Annotated in this window: 14 protein-coding genes; 10 read left to right on the forward strand and 4 right to left on the reverse strand. The window is 45.4% G+C overall.

Translation table 11 applies throughout. From position 1 onward, the window contains the following. Positions 1 to 367 precede the first annotated feature (367 nt). On the reverse strand, positions 368 to 1,234 hold the full coding sequence (ypfJ, locus tag K1Y79_RS21485) for a KPN_02809 family neutral zinc metallopeptidase (protein ID WP_220252252.1): 867 nt from the start codon (positions 1,232 to 1,234) through the stop codon (positions 368 to 370). A gap of 126 nt (positions 1,235 to 1,360) precedes the next feature. Here ypfJ and K1Y79_RS21490 point away from each other — a divergent pair, with 126 nt between their 5' ends. Continuing rightward, positions 1,361 to 3,262 (forward strand): DUF4132 domain-containing protein, encoded by a 1,902-nt coding sequence (locus K1Y79_RS21490; RefSeq protein WP_220252253.1) that lies wholly within the window; start codon positions 1,361 to 1,363, stop codon positions 3,260 to 3,262. Here K1Y79_RS21490 and K1Y79_RS21495 read toward each other — a convergent pair. After that, positions 3,259 to 5,262 (reverse strand): ATP-binding protein, encoded by a 2,004-nt coding sequence (locus K1Y79_RS21495; protein WP_220252254.1) that lies wholly within the window; start codon positions 5,260 to 5,262, stop codon positions 3,259 to 3,261. The two genes, K1Y79_RS21490 and K1Y79_RS21495, sit on opposite strands and share 4 nt — an antisense overlap. 242 nt (positions 5,263 to 5,504) lie before the next feature. Between K1Y79_RS21495 and K1Y79_RS21500 the strand changes: the two genes are divergently transcribed. The 7 genes from K1Y79_RS21500 to K1Y79_RS21530 all read left to right on the forward strand — a co-directional run bounded on the left by K1Y79_RS21500 (position 5,505) and on the right by K1Y79_RS21530 (position 16,885). Then, positions 5,505 to 5,783, forward strand: coding sequence for a SelT/SelW/SelH family protein (locus K1Y79_RS21500; protein WP_220252255.1), 279 nt, complete (start codon positions 5,505 to 5,507; stop codon positions 5,781 to 5,783). A 33-nt stretch (positions 5,784 to 5,816) separates the two neighbouring features. Then, positions 5,817 to 6,983, forward strand: coding sequence for a BamA/TamA family outer membrane protein (locus K1Y79_RS21505; RefSeq protein ID WP_220252256.1), 1,167 nt, complete (start codon positions 5,817 to 5,819; stop codon positions 6,981 to 6,983). Positions 6,984 to 7,055: 72 nt separating this feature from the next. After that, a complete protein-coding gene (locus K1Y79_RS21510; RefSeq protein ID WP_220252257.1) occupies positions 7,056 to 8,057 on the forward strand; it encodes an outer membrane beta-barrel protein in 1,002 nt (333 codons plus the stop codon). A gap of 1,481 nt (positions 8,058 to 9,538) precedes the next feature. Further along, entirely contained in the window at positions 9,539 to 9,994 is a 456-nt protein-coding gene (locus K1Y79_RS21515; protein WP_220252258.1) for a YhcH/YjgK/YiaL family protein, read from the forward strand. A gap of 64 nt (positions 9,995 to 10,058) precedes the next feature. Then, complete coding sequence (locus K1Y79_RS21520) at positions 10,059 to 13,274, forward strand: hypothetical protein (RefSeq protein ID WP_220252259.1); 3,216 nt, start codon at positions 10,059 to 10,061, stop codon at positions 13,272 to 13,274. Between the two features lie 10 nt (positions 13,275 to 13,284). Beyond that, positions 13,285 to 14,943, forward strand: a complete 1,659-nt coding sequence (locus K1Y79_RS21525) for an SWIM zinc finger family protein (protein WP_220252260.1) — start codon at positions 13,285 to 13,287, stop codon at positions 14,941 to 14,943. A 436-nt stretch (positions 14,944 to 15,379) separates the two neighbouring features. Beyond that, positions 15,380 to 16,885: a reverse transcriptase family protein gene (locus tag K1Y79_RS21530; RefSeq protein ID WP_220252261.1), complete on the forward strand. Its 1,506-nt coding sequence runs from the start codon at positions 15,380 to 15,382 to the stop codon at positions 16,883 to 16,885. 102 nt (positions 16,886 to 16,987) lie between these two features. Here K1Y79_RS21530 and K1Y79_RS21535 read toward each other — a convergent pair whose 3' ends face one another. Continuing rightward, complete coding sequence (locus tag K1Y79_RS21535; RefSeq protein ID WP_220252262.1) at positions 16,988 to 17,353, reverse strand: toxin-antitoxin system YwqK family antitoxin; 366 nt, start codon at positions 17,351 to 17,353, stop codon at positions 16,988 to 16,990. Positions 17,354 to 17,574: 221 nt separating this feature from the next. Between K1Y79_RS21535 and K1Y79_RS21540 the strand changes: the two genes are divergently transcribed. Then, on the forward strand, positions 17,575 to 18,735 hold the full coding sequence (locus K1Y79_RS21540; RefSeq protein ID WP_220252263.1) for a cytochrome P450: 1,161 nt from the start codon (positions 17,575 to 17,577) through the stop codon (positions 18,733 to 18,735). Between the two features lie 220 nt (positions 18,736 to 18,955). Next, positions 18,956 to 20,752, forward strand: coding sequence for an ATP-binding protein (locus tag K1Y79_RS21545; protein WP_220252264.1), 1,797 nt, complete (start codon positions 18,956 to 18,958; stop codon positions 20,750 to 20,752). A 35-nt stretch (positions 20,753 to 20,787) separates the two neighbouring features. Here the strand turns inward: K1Y79_RS21545 and K1Y79_RS21550 are convergent, their stop codons facing one another. Continuing rightward, entirely contained in the window at positions 20,788 to 21,765 is a 978-nt protein-coding gene (locus K1Y79_RS21550) for a terpene synthase family protein (RefSeq protein WP_220252265.1), read from the reverse strand. Positions 21,766 to 21,773 lie beyond the last annotated feature (8 nt).

Here is a 21,773-nt window from a genome sequence, read left to right on the forward strand (position 1 = left end):
ACGGAAAATAAGGTACGCCGAATTGTGCTGTGAATAGGGTATAGGGAAGCAGTGGCCAGTTCAGCCACAGCCGGCTATTCGCGGTTGCTAACTTAGGGATACGATATAGGAAACCGAATAATGTCTTCGAGATCGTATATCAGTATCTGACGAACGAAGACAAAGGATAGTAATTATAATATTCAAACCTTATACGGGTTATATCACCGCGGTGATGAGGTGGACTTGAGGTGGACTTGATATTTGCTAGGGATTGGTTATCAATGAGAAAGGGAGGTGGACAAAAGGAGAGGAGTAATTACAAAATTAACACTTTACCGGGGAAGCAGCAAAGAAAAAGCCGCCTTAATTAAGGCGGCTTGATATGTTAAAGGTTAGGAGCGTTGAAGGTATCGCCTTGCCGGATATCCCCGGTTTCAAAGCCTTTCTTGAACCATCGCATCCGCTGCTCTGAAGTACCATGTGTAAAGGCATCCGGTACTACGCGGCCGGAAGACGCTTTTTGTAGTGCATCATCGCCAACGGCGCTAGCTGCATTCAGGGCTTCTTCAATATCACCTGGTTCAAGGATATTCTGCATTTTCTGTGCATGGTGCGCCCACACCCCCGCAAAAAAGTCGGCCTGCAGCTCTAACATGACAGAAAGTTTGTTGTACTCACGCTCACTCAGCTGAGAACGCATGGACTGTACCTTACGGCTTGTACCCAAAAGGTTCTGCACATGATGCCCCACCTCGTGCGCAATGACATATGCCATTGCGAAATCGCCGGCTACTTTGAAGCGTTGCTCCATCTCATTGAAGAAGTTGAGATCCAGGTATACTTTTTCATCCGCAGGACAATAAAACGGTCCCATAGCAGCTTGCGCCGCGCCACAGCCGGATTGATCATAGTCGGTATATAATACCATTCCTGCATCCTGATAATTCTTATTCATCTGCGAAAACAGCTGACGCCATACATCCTCTGTGTCCGCCAATACTGTGGAGGCAAAACGGGAGATTTCATCACTGCTGCCGGTAACCGCTTTAGACTCGGTCTGTGCAGCGCCATTGCCACCCTGCTGAATGGATTGTAATGCCTGTTGAGGGTCCTGGTTAAATAATAAAGCCAGGACGATAATGATGATACCACCAATTCCACCACCGATGCCAATCGTTCTCATACCACCACCACCGCCGCCACCGCGACGGTCTTCTACGTTATCGCTTAATCTTCTGTTTTGCCAGCGCATATTTTAATTATTTATATATCGAAAGTACAGATTTTTTAATACGCTTTTACCAGAACAATTTTCCTGCCTGATTCATCTATAGGTCCGCCTTCCTTTTTTTTAATCGCTGGTTTTTACATAAATTAGGTGACGCTGACACCCTCATTGTTACACCTCTACATTACTGAAGCTATGCAGTTTACAGACTTCTGGATCGGAAAAATACAGGCAGATAATTTACCTGAAGCCGTGGATGCCTCAGGGCTGATCAAATATCTTGCAGTATTTACATCCGATGAGCAATGCTTCCATATCATGTTCCAATGGCATGCAACTACCCTGAAACGGACCAGTGACTGGTGGTTTCCGAGGCCGGAACTTTTTAAGTTGATACGGGCTAAGGTGATAAAAAAAGGCAGGCTTACTGATACACTGATGCATTGCCTGGAATTGCTGGACACATCGGAGAAAAAAAGCGTCACTGTAGCGGAAGACCGTGTTAATATACAGATCGATATCCTGATGCACGGAGGTCCCGAACCGCTGGTTAGCAGGAGAGACCCTCTTGGCGTACTGGTGCTGGAATACCTCTCGGGTATAAGAAGTACGCGACAGCGCGAATATTGGAGTGCCTTTATAGAACATTGCCTGATCGCAGGTGAAGGCAGCGCCCCTACACAGAAATGGTGGAAGCGCGCAAAAGAGCTTGTCAACCGGATAGATCCTGAATACTTCATTACCAGGCTGAAAGACTGGATTTCTTTCTGTCAGGGACAGCTGATGGCGGTTCATGCTGGTCGCAGGCACAGCTTCACCGATTACAATATTGAATACCTCAGCGCCATCAACCACAATATGCTGAAAGCCTTTATCTGGTGTAGCGCAATTCCCGGTAACAAGGCGCTGCTGGAGCAATTGGAGACATACGCCAGCTGGGCTTACAGGAAGAAAGGGCCTAACGGACCATTATCTGCAAAGACCGGCACTGCCTGCCTCTATGCGTTCACGTTCCTTCCCTTCAAAGAGGCCCTTAGCAGGATTGCCCGCTTCAGAGGAGTTGTCAGAAATGGTACTACGCTGAAAAGTGTCGATAGAATATTACACGATCTGGCACAGCAAAATGATATTCCGCTGCATGAGCTGGAAGAGTTTATAGTGCCTGATTTCGGAGTTGATCAGCAGGGCATTTTACGGATGCCCTTCGGAGATATCACCGGAGTTTATATTTTACAGGATTCGGGGAAATCAGCGTTATCATGGGAGAGGGACGGCCAGCAGATCAAAGTAGCTGCCCGTTCCCGGAATACGGCATTGAAGGAGTTCAGAAAACTGACGCGATATATTGATGCAACACTGAAGAGCAGTTGTGTAAGGCTTGAACGCTCTTTTCTGCGGCAACATCCCTGGACATACACACATTGGAAAAGCTGTTACCTGGAACATCCGTTGATTAGAAAGCTTACAGTCCGCCTGATATGGAACTTTCATACCAACGGTACCCAGACGGCATGTTTCTATCACGACGGACATTTTGTTGATTATAAAGGCAAACCAGTGAATGTGGATGCTGATACACAGGTAACGCTGTGGCACCCGATGAATGAGCCGGCAAAGACAGTCAAAGCATGGCGCACCTTTTTGTCTGCACTGGAGGTGGATCAGCCCTTTGAACAGGTTAACAGGCAAACCTATACGCCTACGCAGGAAGAATTGGCGGATGGATTCTTTTCTTCCCGCTTTGCCTGTCAGGTACTGAACAGGCAGAAGTTCAGAAACATTATCAGTCAGCGGGGCTGGACGCTACGTCAGCATGCGCCTAATAACTGGTCATACGTACCGCATATAGCTTTGGCAGAATGGGATATCCGCGTGAACTTTTTTGCTGACAGAAAAGAAGAAGATACTGTGGTTACTGACCTGCTGAATTTTTACAGGGAAGGAGAACCATTAGCCCTGGAAGATGTGCCCCCGGTAATATTTTCAGAGATGATCAGAGATGTAAGTTTGTTTGTTACAACTGCCGGAACAACGGAATTACATAACCGTTAGTTATTGCGAATAATGCGCTGATTGTGTTCCTGCCCGTCCTTCACGATAATAGTATATCCTCTTCCAAGATGCTCTTCATCTGTAGATAATGGTATGGTGAAGTGAAATGCTGTGCCTTTACCCGCAACGCTGTGGAACCAGATTTTTCCGTTGTTACGCTCAATAAAGTCCTTTGACAAAGGCAGACCCAGTCCACATCCCTTCTCGTGTTGAGTGCCACTGGTTGAGTAGTAAATATTGGAAAAGACTTTCTGTTGATCAGCCGGTGCAATACCTACACCATTGTCCTGTATGATCAGCTCCAGCTTCTCTGGCTGCAGCAGATAGGTGATATGTACACTACCGAGTAAGGGAGTAAATTTGATGGCATTATTGATGAGATTACGCAATACCAGCCGTATCATATTCGCATCGGCATACACCATGATAGGGTGTTGCAGGTCATGTGTAAGCGTGATTTCTTTCTGTCTGGCGAGAGACTGTAACAGCTCAAACTCACTACGTAGCAACGTACTGATGTCACAGTCATCAGGCATAACATGGATACCTTTCATCTGACTGCTGGCCCACTGAAGCAGGTTGTCCATCATATAAGCCGTGTTCTTTACGTCTCGCCACAGCTCGTCAGAGAAGAGGCGGAACTGCTCTTCCGACATCTTTTTATCCCTCAGCAAAAATAACAATCCTTCAAGAATGGCCAGGGGAGAGCGCAGATCGTGAGATATCACAGAAAATATCTTGTCCTTTACCTGGTTACCGTTAGCAAGCGCAATGTTCTGCTCAGTTATGATCAGATTTTGCTGCTGTACCTGGTTGTTACGGTAGTTGAGTTGTTTATACAAATCCTGCTGCCGTCTGTACATCGTGTACAATATGGCAGTGATGACAAAAAGCCCTAGTAATAGTATGCCGCAGAAGATCACCAGCAGACGTTGCTGGTGGATAGTAGCAAGATGCAGCAGCTGCTCTTTACGCAAGAGCTGGTTCTCATGCTGCTTTTTTTCCGACTCATATTTTTCTTTCGTATTGGCAATGAACTTGGCTTTCTCAAGACTGAACATCTCTTCGTTCATGTTACTGAACTGTTTGAAGTTCTGCAAGGCAGTGGCATAATTACCACGGGCTGAATCCAGCACGGCCATGTTCCTGTGATAGATCATGCTATTCCTTATATTGTTCAGGCTTTTGTTGAGTTGCGCAGCATTTTGAAGGTGTGCTGCCGCAGGCTCATATTGGTGCAGCATCGTCTGTGCTAAGCCCATATTCAGATGGGCTTTCACGATGCCATTGAGGTTGTCAGACTCCTTATAATATTCTTCCGAGGTTTTGAAATAGGGGAACGCTTCAGCATATTTCTGTTGCTCAAGATAGATCAGGCCGATATTTTCATATGTTACTGCCAATCCCCGGCGATCATTGAGCGCCAACTTAATCTTCTCAGATTCCTGCATAAAATGCAATGCGGAATCCAGGATATGTAAGCGGATATAGCTGCCGCCGATACTGTTTAGCGTTTTTGCAATCTCTGCAGGCTGATTAAGGGATTGCTTGATGCGAAGTGCTTTCTTCTGATAGTAGAGTGCTTGTCTTGGCAGATCCTGCTCTACCAGCACATTCCCGATATCAGTATTCAGCACACCGATCGCATATACGTCATTAAGCTCTTCCGCCAGCTTGAGTGCATTGATAGTAAGGTCCAGCTGTTTTTCCAGATTGCCTTTCATGTTCTCAGCAAGCGCGAGATTACGGGTGGCCCACATCATGCCGGGTTTGAAATGAAGACTGTCGCTCAGCGCAAGGGCCGCATGTGCGTAATGTTCAGTTCTGGCGGCGCTTTTCGGGAAAGCGTGACGAGCTTCTTCATTGAGTAATCGTACTGTGACACTATCTCGGGTAGGATGTGCAGGCAATGCAGGGGCTTGCCCAAAGACCTGTAAAGTCGCTGTACATAACGAGGCCAGTAATATATAAGTGTATGAGTTAGTTCGGACAATCCGCATAGATAGACTAGTTGTCTGCACAAACGTACTTTATGGGTAACCTGAATGCTGCGCTAAAATTATATAAAAAAGAAATGCAAATCTGTATAACGCGCAAGATAGTCAATTGTTGAGCCTTTCAGTGGGTTGTATATTACTCATCTAAGGAGTGTACAAGGCTGGTTCGTACCTTAGCTAGTAATATTGGCAGAAAGAATTACTACATTGCGGAGACATTTCATGTATCTATAACTAATTTACAGATGAAGCCTACGGTAACTATTGAGTATTGCCCGAAATGTGGTTGGATGATGCGGGCAGCCTGGATGGCCCAGGAACTGCTGACTACGTTTGCAGAAGATATTTATAGTGTGACGCTGCAACCTAGTGAAGTTAACGGCAGTTACATTGTTTATGTAGATGGTATTGCAGTGATTAACAGGAAAGAGTTAGGCCATTTCCCTGACATAAAAGAAGTTAAGCAGGTAGTCAGGGACAAGGTAGCGCCTGAAAAGAGCCTTGGACACAGTGACCGAAAATAGGATAAAAGTTGTTTCTTTGCATCCCGGATGAGTATGCAAAAGAACATAATTTACACGACTATATTATTGGTATGTAGCCAGGTACTGGCAGCACAAACCCCATTGCAGGATACCATAAAGCCACGGATGGAGGATACCGCAGTTGTGCATAAGCGCAGCTTCTTTCCATTGCCGGTCTTAGGTATCTCGCCTGAAAAAGGCGTGGAAGTGGGCGCTGCCATGTTATACTCATTCTATACATCCAAAGATCCGGTTCTACGCAACTCCACGATTAATCTTATTCCAGCTGTTACTACGGAACGGCAGTTTAAAATAGATCTGAAGACAGATATCTGGGCAGATGCCAACAACTGGCATTTCAGAAGTAATCTGAGATATCATGACTTCCCCATCAACTTCTATGGTTTAGGAGATACCACGCGTAAAGCAGGGGCTACGCTGCTGGATAATAAGCGGTACAAAGTACAGCTTGAAGGAGAACGCCGCGTTGGAGGAAACTTCTACGCCGGTATGTCTTTCCTGTATCAGCATGATACTTATAAGGCGAGAGAGACGAAGGGTGTATATCCTGATATGCCATTAGTAGATAAAGATGGCGGTTATGTCACTTTTATTGGAGCCACAGGGATCTATGACAACCGGGATAACCAGAACTATACACGTAAAGGTACCTGGGTGCGTTTGAATGTTGCATTTGCCCCGGGCTTTCTCAGCAAACATGCATTGTGGAAGTTTGATGGGCAACTGCGTCACTTTGTACCAATTTCTCCAAGGAGCACGATAGGCTTCAATGGATTGTTTAATTCATTACAGGGTAGCAGTTTACCGTTTTACCTGTTGCCGGAAATGGGGAATGATCAGATAATGCGTGGTTATTATACAGGTCGTTACAGAGATCAGAACTACCTCGCCGGACAGGTGGAATACCGGTATTTCCTTGAACCCAGGATTCCTGTTAATATCTGGTTCCTGCATATGGTGCCGAAATTTGCATTGGCTGCATTCGGTGGTTCGGGCGCTGTATTTAATAATAAGGACATTGGAATGTCGCACTTCAAACCCACCTACGGGCTGGGTGTGCGCTGGTTTTACGACGAAGGCGCAAGGCTGACTATACGTATGGACTATGCATGGGGTGAAAAGCGTAGGGGAGAGGAACGTCAGTCTGGCCTGTATCTCTCTCTGGCAGAAGCTTTCTAGTACGGTTTCCTCATCATCGGGCACGTTAATTGTGCTCTGAACTTTCAATAAAGTTGATCCAAAAATTCCATTATGAAAAAAAGTGCAGCCCTATTCTGCGCGCTTTGCGCTATTGTGTCCACCCAAACCATCAAGGCACAGGAGGCATCATCACCCTCTAAATTTTATCTAAAAGTTGCAGGCGGTTATTATTTCAGTGTGTTCCCGGGACAGTTTCCCAAAGTTGGCAGCTACGAGCCACATGATGAACAGCTGGTGTATAATCCCGCGACAGGCAATTCAGCAACTGTTTCAGAAAAGGTTTTGACCGGTTCGTATGGAGCTGGTGGGAGAGGAGGACTCTCCTTCGGCTGGAACATCAATAAGTATATTGCCATTGAAGGAACGTTTAATTATTACCGTAGTAAAACGAACCTGATGACGCGTGAAGTCACGACAGTCATTAATACAACGCAGACCGTCGGCAAGGTGGAGTCGCACGGATATGTAAACGCCATAGATTTCGCGCCTGGTGTGTCGATCAGTCCAGGATTTGCAAAGGTCAATCCCTACGTTCGTTTTGGGTTGGTTGTACCATTATGGGGAAATCTGTATATAGAGACAGACGCTAGCCGTAGTGGACAGGCAACTGTCGGCGGACAACCAGTGGCGACCCAGCTAACGGTACACCGTGAGGAAAAGGTGAAGCCAAATGTTACTTTGGGTTTCCAGGGCGCTATGGGTGTTGCCTTCCCTGTGGCAAAGAAGATGGATATCTTTGTGGAGGCGGAATACCGGAACATCCCTGTTCGCAGTAAAGAAAAAGAAGTTACAAGTTACGATGAGACAGTTAGAGTGCTGAATCCTGCTAATGGCAGTGTTATTTCTACCCAGCAGCGTGGCCTGGACGACTTATCTACCGCTGAAAGACACACCAAATATGTCACTACCCTCGACCAGAGTTCTAATACTCCGACCGGCCAGTCAGGTGCGGAAGTTAGTTACAAAGACGACAATAAACCTGCGAATGACCTTAAGTCCTACATTAACATCGGTGGCCTTGGAGGTAATCTGGGTTTACGCTTTCGTTTTTAATCGGTGGATCTCCTGCTGCTATTTGCTCCAGCAGTTTTATAAACAAATTACCTGAAAATCCGCGTTGGGCATTTTCGCCATGTACGTGCTTCTCCGCTATACGTAGCTGACGGAGAAGTTGCTTCTACTGGCTTCGGCCATGGATTTTAAGGGACTGTTTCCCCAGTATCGCCTGTATTCCTCGTTTATATCGGCTGGTACTGGGGAATTTTTTGTTAGATAGTTGTTATCTATGAATGTTCAGCTCGGTAGGATCCGCCAGGTTCGTTATATATTTAAGATTTATTTCTGGTGCTTAAAATAAAACGTATAATTTATATTATGTTAAGTAGTATTCTTTCAAATGCTTCCCTTTTGCTTATTTCTTATTAAAAGTTGCTATTGCGAGGTGTGCGGCAGGCAGACTCAAAAAGGCCATTTGCGGGTTATTTAAAGGCTTTTACACGATGATCTCCGAATGGATGGCTTATGATGCTACGTAAGCAGGAATGCCTAAAAAGGTCTTATTACGCGAATTTGTGCAGGCGCTTGGGGGCACAGAAGTGTATTAGCGCAGTTCGGAGGAGTTGTGTTGACTATCAGCTAGCTATTTACAGTATTACTGTCGTACGAATTGAGAATAACCGCTCACCGGGTACGCAGCGCATTAATTGTTTGTCGAAAAGGAGAAGATCTACCTGGCGGTTCTGATATACAACTGGGAGATGTTTAGGGTACGGAAGCTGACGCAGACAGTCAGTATTTCCCTTGTGAAAAGCCTGTTTTGTCTATTAATTGACATTACTGATGATCTTAAATCATGAGGTAGGCGGCTGAAAACCAGTGGGGCTCTCCGATATCGAAATGAACTGCCTGGACTGGTGATAGTTGACCTTAATTTACAAGCCAATTTTATAGCAACAATAACCTGCTTTGCAATTAAGTATGCTGTAAGTGGGTACTGCTCAAAGCATATTCGCGGCGCGAATCAAAAAACTTTCTTAAAGTACCACATCATTAATCGCCGGAGTATGAGGCCGTTCTGTGCGGAGCGTCCTCTCTCCCACTAAAATTTGGCTTTTTCAGTAATAGCTGTCGCCTATGACAATCTTAAATTTGCTATGCAAGTACTAGCTATCCCCAATGTCACTTTTTCAGCCTCTCCCCGCTCCTGTTATACACTGTATATCTATGATAGTCTTTGACGGCTATGAACTCCTTTATGCCTTATACCCGAAAATCCGATACCGATGCTTTACACTATTTATTACTGCCTCAAATACCTGTTGCTGTATCCTTGCCATTTACTGTTGTATTGATAATACCTGATGCCTGGCTCAAAGGCCGTAGACTGAAACACTTGTAGAGGCCAGCTTGTACCTTATGAAATGCCCATCATTTGCTGGCATCCTAGTCAGTCCCAGCTTCTATGGCTGCGTTCTTCTACAATCATTTATGTTTTTTCATATTAGATTGTATCTTCCCCCTTATAATATACGAACATGATTATAGATACCTTACAGAATGCCGCCCTGTATCACGGACTGGGAACCAGGTTTATAAAAGCCTTTCAATATTTGCAGGAAACTGATTTCTCAAAGGTTGAGAAGGGACATTACGAGATTGATGGCAGTGCTATAGTAGCAATTGTAAATGAGTATGATACCATCCCAACAACCGGCGAGCAAATGGAGTCTCACAGGAAGTATATAGACATCCAATATATCGTGAGTGGCGAAGAACTTATAGGACATGACTTTTTAAGCCAACAACAACCCTCGAAGCCCTACAGCGATACTGAAGATTTTATGTTGTGGTCAGAAGCACCTGCCTTCTTTTCCAAACTACAACATGGCATGTTTGCCATCTTTTTCCCAACAGACCTGCACATGCCGAATATTAAGATAGCCGATCCTGTGAAGGTAAAAAAGGTAGTCATGAAAGTTAGTGTGGAATAAGAAATAGTACTTAGATATTAAAAATAATTGTCTATTTTGGCCCTGTCTTTAATGTTGTTAGCTCATGCGATTTATAAAGCAAACGAAGCTTTTTTTCAGAGAGGGGAATTCGGACAAGACTTATGAGATTGATCTATGTGAAGTTGGCCCCGGACAATACGTCGTTAATTTCCGCTATGGTAAGCGGGGTGGAACTTTGAAAGAAGGCAGTAAAACTGTAACGCCTGTAGATTTACCAGCAGCTACGGTGCTCTATGATGCCCTTGAAAAGGAAAAACGTTCGAAAGGATATGCTGCCGAACAGGATGCAGGTCCGGTAGCTGAATTTGTAGCGCCTGATACATCAGGTGTTACTGATCCTGTGCACATAGCTATTCTTAAGCGTCTCGATTACGCCCTGAAAAGAAATTCAAAGTTTAAAACTGAATGGAAGACCTCCCGGGTGATCTGGAAGGCTGGAGAGTTGCGTATTAAAGAGGCTGCACCTTTTATTGCGAAGCTGATAGAGCGGGAAAACGCCATGCAGCGTTATGCTTCACTTTGGGCATTGGGCCGCTGTGGTAGTGAAGGTGACGCATCCACGCTGAAAGCATATGCCGAAAACAGCTCATATCCATATTATCAACGCCAGATAGCGGTACATTCGTTATTACTCCTGTTGCCTGAAGAAGCCCGTAAGGAGTACATATCTCAGTTTGAGAAAGGCATAGATCCTGATTTCCAGACGGCTATACAGTCCGGCGATAAAACGCGCATACAGCAACTGCTGCAGGAGCGGGTAAAGGTTTTAGTACAACAGTCATATACTATTCTGGAGGAACTGTATATAGTCAGCATTGCGAATCCGCTGGTACGTGACGTGTTATTACAGTTCATCACAACGTTGCCATTTAAAAGAAATTACTTCCAGCATGTGCGCCACTTATTCAAACAGGCCGAACTGAGGGATGATTTTGAATTAGTAGCTTTATTGGCTGAACGATTTGAGCGTGAGGAAGATAATAAGAGTGACCCATATGCCCGTAACAGCAGTCGTGCTTATACGAAGCTTACGCGTCTTTATCTCCGCCGACGTGTATTACGCCGGATACAGCAAATGGGCAAACAGAATGATATCCAGTATGTAAGACTGGCTACTGCATTGCTGTTAAGATATGATGCGGCAAAACACAATAAGGCTGCTTTTAGCACAAGTAACTACCTCTGGAACTCTAATAGCGGTTCCTACCAACATGTTACAACCGAATTTCCTGCCAATGCAGGAGCTGTGTTGTTGCATTATATACTACAGGGAAACAACAAAGCCCTGGTACTGAATACATCCCGCACAATCTGGTCGCGTACTGTCCCTCCAGCTGCACCTCCTGCTCCAACGCAGGAGTCATCAGCAAAGGGTGAAGGTCTGTTGCAAAAAGTTTCCTGGATGTTCCGTGCGCCTAAACGACCGGATAATCAGCCAGCTGCTTCCGGTGAGCCGGTTGCCCAAAATGATACTAATAGCGAAAGCGAAGTACCGTTCCTGCATTTATGGCAACAGCTGCCACAGGCATTTTTGCAGCTGCTGATCAAAGGCCGAATGGATGAAATACATGAATTTGCACTTAATCAGTTGCTTCATCATCCTGAGTATAACACACTCAAAGCACGCATGGATGCAAATGTTGTACGTGCGCTGTTGGCAAACCCGTTCAGAATACCACAGGATTATGGCCTGCAGGTAGCCAGGGAAAAGTTTGATATAAATGCACCATCATTGCCTATTATCCAGGCATTATTCTATAGCATCTCGGCAGAGGCACGTCAGCAAGGTATGGAGTGGGCGGCCGCCCACCCGGATATCTGCCTGGCAGATGTCGATTTTATACGGGACATGATCTTTTGTCCGAATGCTGATGTACGGGAGTTTGCAGCGCAGCAGCTACCAAAAGCAGTACTGTCGGAAGAAAAGGTCAGGCTATTGGCAGGCAAGTCTATAGCCTACATAATGTCATTTAGAGAGGCAGACGACGTTACCAATGATACCCTGACAGCTGGTAGCCGCTTGCTGGAACAGCATTTTGGTAGCGCATTGGTACACCTGGATTTTACTATTATAGAAGATTTGCTGCATGGTAATCTACCCGCTGCACAGGCTTTTGCAGCGCGTGTACTATTGCTGAAGAAACAACAGTTTACACTGGATCATATCACTGACAGCCTGTTACTGGGACTGTTGGAAAATACCTATGAGCCTGTACGAAGCGCTGGCGTAGATATTCTATCAGCAATCAGTGAAACCGAGCTTGCCAAACGGCAGGGACTGTTATTATATTGTTGTACATCTCCATATGGAGATGTACGCGTTGCTATCAGGCCTTTGATCAAAAAGCTGGCTATACAACAGGCATCACTGGCCATATGGCTGGTAAACGAGCTTGTGCCAATGCTAATGCGTAAGGAAACCTCAGAAGGCATACATACTGACCTTGGGCATCTGTTAAGTAATGAACTAGTGTCTCATCTGCAGGATGTAGATCAGGCAACTGCATTACGTTTGTTATACTCCAACTATCGTCCGGCTCAGGCTTTTGGTGTATTAGTATTAGAGAAGTATATCCCGGCTGAAAATCTGACAATCAAACAAGTAATTGCTGCAGGTAATCATGAATTGCAGGCAGTAAGGGAATGGAGCTGGCGTTTCTTTGAACAGCATACTGCCCGCATCCGTTATGAAAGAGATGACGCCGTTGCAATGTTAGACGCCACCTGGGAGGATACCCGAAGCTTCGCTGCTAACTTCTTCCGTACACAGTTCCAGGAAAGCGACTGGTCTCCGGAGTCACTGGTTGCCATAGCTGACAGTGTCAATCCATTGGTACAGGCATTTGGTCGGGAGTTACTTACAAGGTTCTTCCGTGATGAAGATGGCCCAGCCTATCTGCAGAAGCTGAGCCAGCATCCTACTGTTTCCATGCAGCTGTTTGCTACCAACTACCTGGAGACTTACGCTACAGGCAATCTGGTCTATCTCCGTGAACTTGAGCACTACTTCAGATCTGTATTGTCCAGAGTGAATAAAGCACGTGTAGCAAAAGAAAGGATCTTTAACTTTCTGGAGAAGGAAGCCGTAAAGTCAGCCGAAGCAGCTACATACATAGGCAGCATCATCACAGATATTTCAGCGACAGTAGCAATTGGCGACAAAGCTCGTTGTATTGCCATCATGCGTAACATTCACCAGGCCTACCCTGATGTTTTGCTACCAGTGCGCTTTTCTGAAATTCCAACGAAACAATATTAAACCCTGAAGGATGTTATTTAATTATAGATATAGCGGGCAATCAGAGGTATATAGTAATGCCACCTCGGCGGGTATTTCTTTTGCCCCCGATACACATAGGGAGCCTACCTTCTTCAATGGCAAACTCCGTAAGAAGATCGCTTTCCGTGAAGCTATTTCAGCTTTACATGATGTGGTGGTGTCTGATCTCCGTTTCAAACCTAAGGATAAAACCGCCTATAAAGAGTGGGCTGCCCAGCAGGAATCTGTCTGGCTGGCAGAAGCCATGGGACAATACGACGCCGCAGCAGCCGAAGAGCAGATGAAAGCACTCCGCAATGAGCTGAACGGCATCTACAATGAAAAGGAGAAGGTAATGGCCCCATTCTATAAGGCACGCCGCGCTTACTTTGACTATCTCTATCAAAAAGACAGAGATGCCTGGTTTGTCTTAGACCCTGTTATCAGCGTCCACCCGGATGAGATCTTTTTTGAGTGCTTTAGCCAGGATGAGTCAGCCTATGGTAAACTAAGCGCCAGCTACAATGTATTTAAAGAAGTGAATGAGTTTAAATGTGGTACAACCAACATTGACTACTCAGCTAACCTTTATAATGAGTTTCAGAAGATCCGTGATTATAAGGAAACAACCTTTTCTGTCGATCCGGGCGGATTCTCCGTGCAGACAACGCAGGAAGAAATGTTCAGGGAAGTAAAGATAGATCTTCCTGACAGCTGGATACGCGGCTTTTTACAGGTCAGTTCAGCAATGACATTGCCTGCTGCTACCTTTGACCTGCATCCTATGGATGTATATAATTTCTGCAGCTGGCTACGCCGGTTCAAAGAAAAGAAAGGTCCCCGGTCTATTAAGTTTATGCTTGAACCAGGTAAGCCGGTAAAAGCCATTTTTGAGCCTTGGAATAAAGAGATCGTCTGTGCACGTTCAATATATACAGGCCCTCAACGCAGGGAAATCCGTATATGGGGCCGCCGTCGCCTGCTGATACTCGAGCGTCTGATTCCTGTTGCTAAAAAGTTCACGGTACATCTGACAGGCAGTGGTCTTCCATCGTTCTATGTGGCTGATCTGGGAGACATGCAGTTTACATTAGGGCTTTCCGGATGGACAGCCAACGATTGGTCACGTGCGGGGCAGTTTGATCTGATGGCGCCGAGAGCAGAAGTTAGCGATGTTACGAAGCAGCTTGTATACAATGAACTACAACAATCATGGATGGGAACCGGAGAAGAGATTGCTGCAAAAACAGGGCAACCACTCCCCTCAGTCCTTGCAGCGTTGGGTATATATACACAAGCTGGTAAAGTGATTTATGATCTGCATACTGGCTTTTACCGTCTGCGTGAATTAAGCAGGGAGCCATTGCCGCTGGAGCAGCTCCGGTTTTCCAATCCAAAAGAGGAATCGGCTACACGCCTGGTCAGAGAAGGTAAGATTACACTGTCTGCGCAGCAGGTACCTGGCGTCGGCTTACAGATAGAAGGACAGCTTACGGCAGCGCGTCGTACCTACCACCCCGTAATTGTAATAGACGGAGATGAAAGGATGAGTACAGCCCATTGTGATTGTTATGACTATGTGACGAATAAGCTGTACAAAGGTCCGTGCGAGCATATGCTGGCCTTACGTATGACCTACGAGCAACAAAAGAATAACGACAAAGCATAAGCGGAAAAGAGAAAGAGTGCCGGAGATAGTCAGAATAAAAAGTAGATACATATTTTTTGTTTAAATAAATCTCTATATCTTTAGGCGCAGAATAACGAAAGTTCTTTGTAAAGAGGAAATTGATTGCACTTGCGCCTGGTTTCAGGAAGAGTGATGTTTCGTCACTCAGGTAACATGACTTTATCATGCTTCACTAAATGCAATCTTTACTTTGGACGGGGCGTACCTACTAGTGATTTACGGTACTAGCCCCGGGGGCTCCAAATCACCAGTAGGTACGCCCCGTCCTGGAGTTGATTGATTTAGTCAATGGCTTGCACGAAGGCCGTTTCCTCTTTACATTGTTTCTGTTGCTTAACCTCTTCTCTCCTTCTCTTTCTCCGTTTCATATTATCAACGAACTATCTTTTATCAGCAATAAACCGTCTGAAAGAATATGGCAGAAGGATTGACGCGTCAGCAATTATATGACCGTATCAGAGCATCCTCCAAAGAAGAATTTATTCTCGAGGAGATGACCCGCCTCGGTTTCTGGACAAAAAATACAGCAATGCCCTCTCCTTCGGAGATGTTGATACGCAGGGAAGGTGAATTACGCCGTGAGCTTAATAAGCTGATGGAAGAGAAACACCGGTACCGCCATCGGGAGCAAATGCTGAATGAAATACGCAAACAGCGTATGGAGGCAGCTAAAGCTAAAAGAGCTGCAACCAAGTTACGCAATGAAGAAAAGCGTAAAGAAAAAGCAGCAAAATGGGCGATTGAAAAAGAAAAGAATATTGTCTATCTCGGTGAAGAGGTTTCTGCAGGTTTAAATAAAGTACTCTCAGATGAAGCAAAGCTGCGCGCCGCCGGACTTCCCATTTATCATGATGGCGCAGCACTGGCTGAAGCAATGGGAATTACATTGGGGAAACTACGGTTCCTCTCCTTTGATAGAAAAGTAGCTACAGTTACTCACTACAAGCGCTTTTATATTCCAAAGAAATCCGGAGGACGCAGACTAATATCCGCTCCTATGCCGCAACTAAAGGCAGCTCAATACTGGATTCTCGAAAATATACTCTACAAGGTAAAACACAGTGATGCTGCACATGGCTTCGTACCCGGCAAGTCTATTGTGACAAATGCGGCTAACCATGTGGGACAAGACATTGTTATAAATATAGACCTGCGCGACTTCTTCCCAACCGTTGCTTATAACAGGGTTAAAGGAATGTTCTGCAACTTGGGCTATAGCGAACAGGTTTCCACAATTCTGGGATTATTATGTACAGAACCGGAAATGGAGCCAGTCAACTTGGATGGCAAAGACTACCATGTGGCTACATCTGCCCGTCACCTTCCACAGGGTGCACCCTGCAGTCCTGCCATTACGAATATAATCTGTTACAAGCTGGATAGGAGGTTTGAAGGGCTGGCCCGTCGTTTCAACTATACTTATACACGCTATGCAGACGATATGACTTTCTCTGCGAAAGAAGCAGCCGCCAATGATGCCGGCAAATTGATATGGGGTGTTAAACAGGTAGTAAAAGAAGAAGGCTTTGTGGTCCATCCTGATAAGCTAAAGGTGATGCGCAAAGGTGATAAAAGAGAAGTGACTGGTGTTGTGGTGAATGAAAAGCTCAGCATTGACCGAGAAACGCTCAGGAAGTTCAGAGCACTGCTGCACCAGATCTCCGTTTCCGGCATTGAAGGCAAACAATGGGGCAAAGGAAATATCGTCAGCAGCATCGAAGGGTATATAAATTATGTGCAGATGGTAAAACCTGAGGCAGGTCAACAACTAAAAACTAAGTGGCAGGTTTTGCTAGGAAGAACGGATATCAAAAGTCAGACACGGGCTTCGTCTACAGGACAGATCGTTATTCCGCCAGTTGTGCCTCCTGCGCAGGACAGTGGTGAAACTGGAGAGAAACCATGGTGGGATGTGATGTAACAACATGGTAATATACATGCAAAAAGCCCCGTATACAAGCAGTATACGGGGCTTTTTTATGATAGAGGATCAGTAAATCACTATAAATGAATTTACGGAAATTTATTGATTGAACGGATGCATGTCTATAACTGTGTCATTCCGGTAATACGTACCCAGTTGTCTCCGTCCCTTATCGTCATAGGTGATGGTCGGGCCGTGTTTCTTATCATGCTTATAGAACTGAACGGCTGCAATCTGCTGGTTGTAATTGAACACCTTTACGTAGGAAAGCGAAGTATCATTATGATTGGTATATACTTCGGTCCGCAGAAATACGCCTCCCTGCCCTTGCAATGTCTGCGTCAGTTTGTAGTCAGCGGTATCAGCCAATGCATAAGGATCTCGCGTGGCTGAAGATGATGTGCTTTGCTGACAGGCATAAGAGCAGGAGAGCATAATTCCCGCAATCAATAAATAGCATCTCATAAAGTGGTATTATACCGGCAATCTATTGTCTTTTTTTGAAACCTTTTCTTTCAGAACGGAAAATTTACTCATTAACAACGAGTTAACTATTTCCTCAGCGCATTACCCTATTTTACAGCCGTGTATGTTCACTAGCTATTATCTGGCACCACAGTTTTAATCTTATCTTATTCATTTTATCGCAACAAACCATTATCTATCCTTTACAACTGAAAGATTGTATGACTTCATTTACGCTAAAACCTCATACATCCGCACTGGAGTTGCGGAATGAGCAGGCTATTTATTTCGATTCCACATTCAGGTTCTATTTTGGGGGGCAAGGAGCCTGGCAGGTGTTCCGGCACAAAGATGTACAACGCGTACTAAGTGATTATGAAGTATTTTCCAATGAATATATGCCCAAGTCAGACGATAACCTGCTTGGCAGTAATTTAAATCAGACAGATCCTCCCCGACACCGGCAGCTACGTGCATTGGTAAGTAAAGCTTTCTCCCCTGCTATTATCAGTAAACTTGAAACCTGGATATACCGGGAATGTGAAAACCTGCTTGAGACAGCCATTAAGAAAGGTGAAATGGACTTTGTCAAAGAGTTTTCGATACCACTACCCGGTCGCGTTACCGCCCAGCTCCTTGGGATCCCTAATCAGGATCATGACCAAGTGAACGCCTGGATAAATGCCATCTCCGGTGATCCTGCTATAATTGGTATGGACGCATATTTTAAAGCGCAACAGGACATGGGGAATCTGTTTATGAATCTGCTGCAAGAGCGGGCAAAAGCGCCGCAGGCTGACCTTATATCACATCTATTACAGGCTGAAATAGACGGGGAACGGCTTAGTATGCCCGATACATTGGCGTTCTGTATTGCGTTGCTTATAGCTGGCAATGAGACTACTAATGGGTTCCTGGCTAATGCTATGTATACCTTTGCTACAGTACCTGGCATTCAAGCACACCTGCGCCGGCACATGGAGGATCTTCCTGCGGCCCTCAATGAAGTACTTCGTTATGAACCTCCGGTTCAGAGTATGTGCCGTATCGCTAAGATGGACGTGGAGCTGGGCGGACAGCTTATTCGTCAGGGAGACCTGGTCAACGTTTGGCTATCTGCAGCCAACCGGGATCCCGACGTCTTTCATAACCCGGATCAATTTGACATCCACAGGGACAACATAAGAATGGTCAGCTTTGGCCATGGCGCACACTACTGTATCGGAGCCATGCTTGCCAGAATGGAGGCCAGAATCGCCTTCGAGACTCTCTTTGCAAAGGCTGATAATATCATATTACAACCCGGTGTTCCCCCTGAAAGAATCCCTAGTACTATCGTAGCAGGGTTTCTGAACCTACCAATTGTATTTAAACAAAAATAAATATGATGGGCGCACTAAAGAAAAACTGAAAGTATACGCACTATACTAAGTGATATATTTTTGATAGTATGTAAATTGCAGGTAGTATAAGCCCCAAATTAATAACCCTACTTGCAGAACGAATATCTGAATTGGAAAACATAAGCATGGAACTATGTACACGCAGAGAACCTGTAGTCAGTCCATATCTGTATGTTCCGCAAATGTAAACGCCCGGTACATGATTCTACTTCAACACATCACCACAACTGGCTATAGCAAAGTGACAGACGAAGACAGACGAAGATCGCTGAAGATTGTAAACACCCTTTCATTAGTAACAGCTGTCATGGCAGGCCTTTTTGGCTTCGGCTGCCATTTCATGACATGGAACGCGCAAATGTCTGCCCCAGCGATCCTCGAATCACTATTACTGTCCGCTGTCATTATTGCCAATCGCTTCGGCAAATTCACCACTGCCGCTCTGGCCCTGATCATTATCAACAATATCAGCATACAGTACTATAGCGCCATCATGGGCCGCGTAACAGAGGTGCATCTATTATTCATTTTCCTGGTAGGACTCTCCCTCCTGATATTCGATAAGGACAAACCTATGCGCATATTAAGCATAGGTATTACAATCTTCGCATTTCTTGCAGGGGAAATCAATATGTACAACAGGATCATCTTACCTGTCGTGCCCCCTGAAGAGCATTCACCGGTTCAGTTTGTCATCAGATGGGTGACCATTCCAAGTATCTTGTTACTGGATCTGATCGTTATCTATTATTACGTCCGGAATGTCGAACGCCTGCGCAAAAGAGAAATGCTGCATGTACAGGATATGCTCAAACAGGTCAAAGCGCATAATAAAGACCTGGAAAGACTCACGGCGCAACTGGCAAAAGCTACAGACGCAAAAACTGTCTTCGTACGAGAAACCAGTCATGAAATCAGAACGCCACTAAATGCCATATTTGGCATCAGTCAACTCCTGCAGCTAAAGGTTGCTCAGGACAGGACATTAGCTCCTATACGGCAGCTCGCAGATCATCTGTATGCCGCCAGTTACAATACCCGTGAGATTATCAATAATGTACTTGACTTTTCCCGTATTGAAGCAGGCAAAACCGATGCCCCACAGCTGGCCACTATTAATGTAAGGGAATGGCTGGAAGGTATTGTCAACATGCATCAATACGTCGCTAGCGTTAAATCTGTTAGAATACGATCCTCAGTGGCTGATGATATGCCGGCGATGATTACCGGGGATAAAGTCCTGCTAAGTAAAATGCTCAACAATCTGCTATCCAACGCTATAAAGTTCACTGCCCAGGAAAGTACTGTCACTGCAGACCTGTTCAAGGATGAAAATAAATGGTGCCTGCAGGTAACCGATCAGGGAGAAGGTATTCGTACTGACAGGCAAGCCACTATCTTTGACGCTTTCGTTACTGAAAGGAATATTTTCCTGGAAGGAACCGGGCTGGGGCTCCATATCACGAGGCATCTGGCCAATACAATGGGGGGAGATATAAAAGTCTATAGCGTCATGGGCAAAGGCACCACCTTTACGGTCACGCTGCCACTTGACATTCCGGCACAGTTGCCATATGATCTTGACGGTTCGGAAGTGCATCACGCTGGTGGATTAACAGAGACATCCATTCTGATCATTGAGGATGATAAGATGAGTCAGATGATATTATCCCGCTTCTTAAGCGGACTAGGAGCCCGTACTATCGTTGCGGCTGACGGGATGGAAGGGCTGCTACTCGCCAGGACATCCAGGCCAGATATTATCATTTTGGATTCCCACATTCCTGGTCTGAGTGGTAAGGATACACTGGCGCAGATACGTACAGACGAGATGCTGAAAGGCATTCCGGTTATCATAGCCAGTGGAGACGCTTTTAAGGAAAATAGGGAAGAACTGCTGCTGGCTGGTGCGAATGATTATCTTGTGAAACCAATTGAGTTCAAAACATTACAGCTTGCGCTCTCCAAATATATTAATGCAAACGCCCATCACTGATCATACACAATAATCAGTAATGGGCGTCCGCCTGTTTATGCTGTGTGCATAGTAAACCGGTACCTCGCCGTATCCTTTGTACTCCATTCTATATTACCCTTCATCATAACAGACAATGCACCTATATACCGTGCCAATTGCCCGTCTGTCGAAGCGCCAAACAATGGTAGTCTATGTGAATAATATTGAAATTGTCTTACCTGTTCATCATGGATGGCTACTGCTGCCGCGATGGCTTCCTCAAGTGTGCAATTTTCCCTTTTTCTGATCAACATAACAAGATTGATCTCGTCGCCTTGCTCCAGCTCCTTATTGAAGGAAAACAGGTCATTCGCCCAACAGATGGTGTTACTGCAAAGCCTGATCAACTTTTTAACCGTGGCGTCCAGAAACACATAATCCGGTAATGTAAAGCCCTCAATGGCTTCCAGCAGATGCGCGAAGAAACTGGCTCCACTGAACAACGGACGCCATTTCATGTAGTCGTCTACTGTAGGCAAATGCCCGCGGCTAACCGTTTCTATACGCCATAGATTTGCTGCGAATGCCTGCTGCAGACTTTCTATAAATCTCACCTGCCAGCCAAGGTTACCAAGCTTTCTTATACGTTTCCAGAAATCACTGACTGCACTTAATACCGGGCCTCCCTTTTCAAGTGATACCTGCCTGTTATGCTTCATAATACTGATCAGCGCATATACCATGTGCTCAAACTGATCCCGTTGCTTAATCGATTCTGTCCCGGCTGCATGTTCGTCAAACTGGTCATCCAGTATAAAAAGCAGCGTATTTAGATCAGCAGCTATACTCAGCGCATGAAGATCGGCGGTTGGAAACATTCTGGCTACCATCCATGTGAATTTCTGTTTATGATAGTCTGACCATTGCTGCTCATTACTGACGAGCTGGTGTTTGCTTACCCAATTTGTTGTGTGTCTGTCGGCTTTCTCTACAAAAGGATTTAAAGCGGATGGGAAAGGGCTATATAAGCCTGGCAATTGCTGCGTGTACATAGATGTAA

It is taken from the genome of Chitinophaga rhizophila (assembly GCF_019492185.1).
GTDB classification, from domain to species: Bacteria; Bacteroidota; Bacteroidia; order Chitinophagales; family Chitinophagaceae; genus Chitinophaga; species Chitinophaga rhizophila.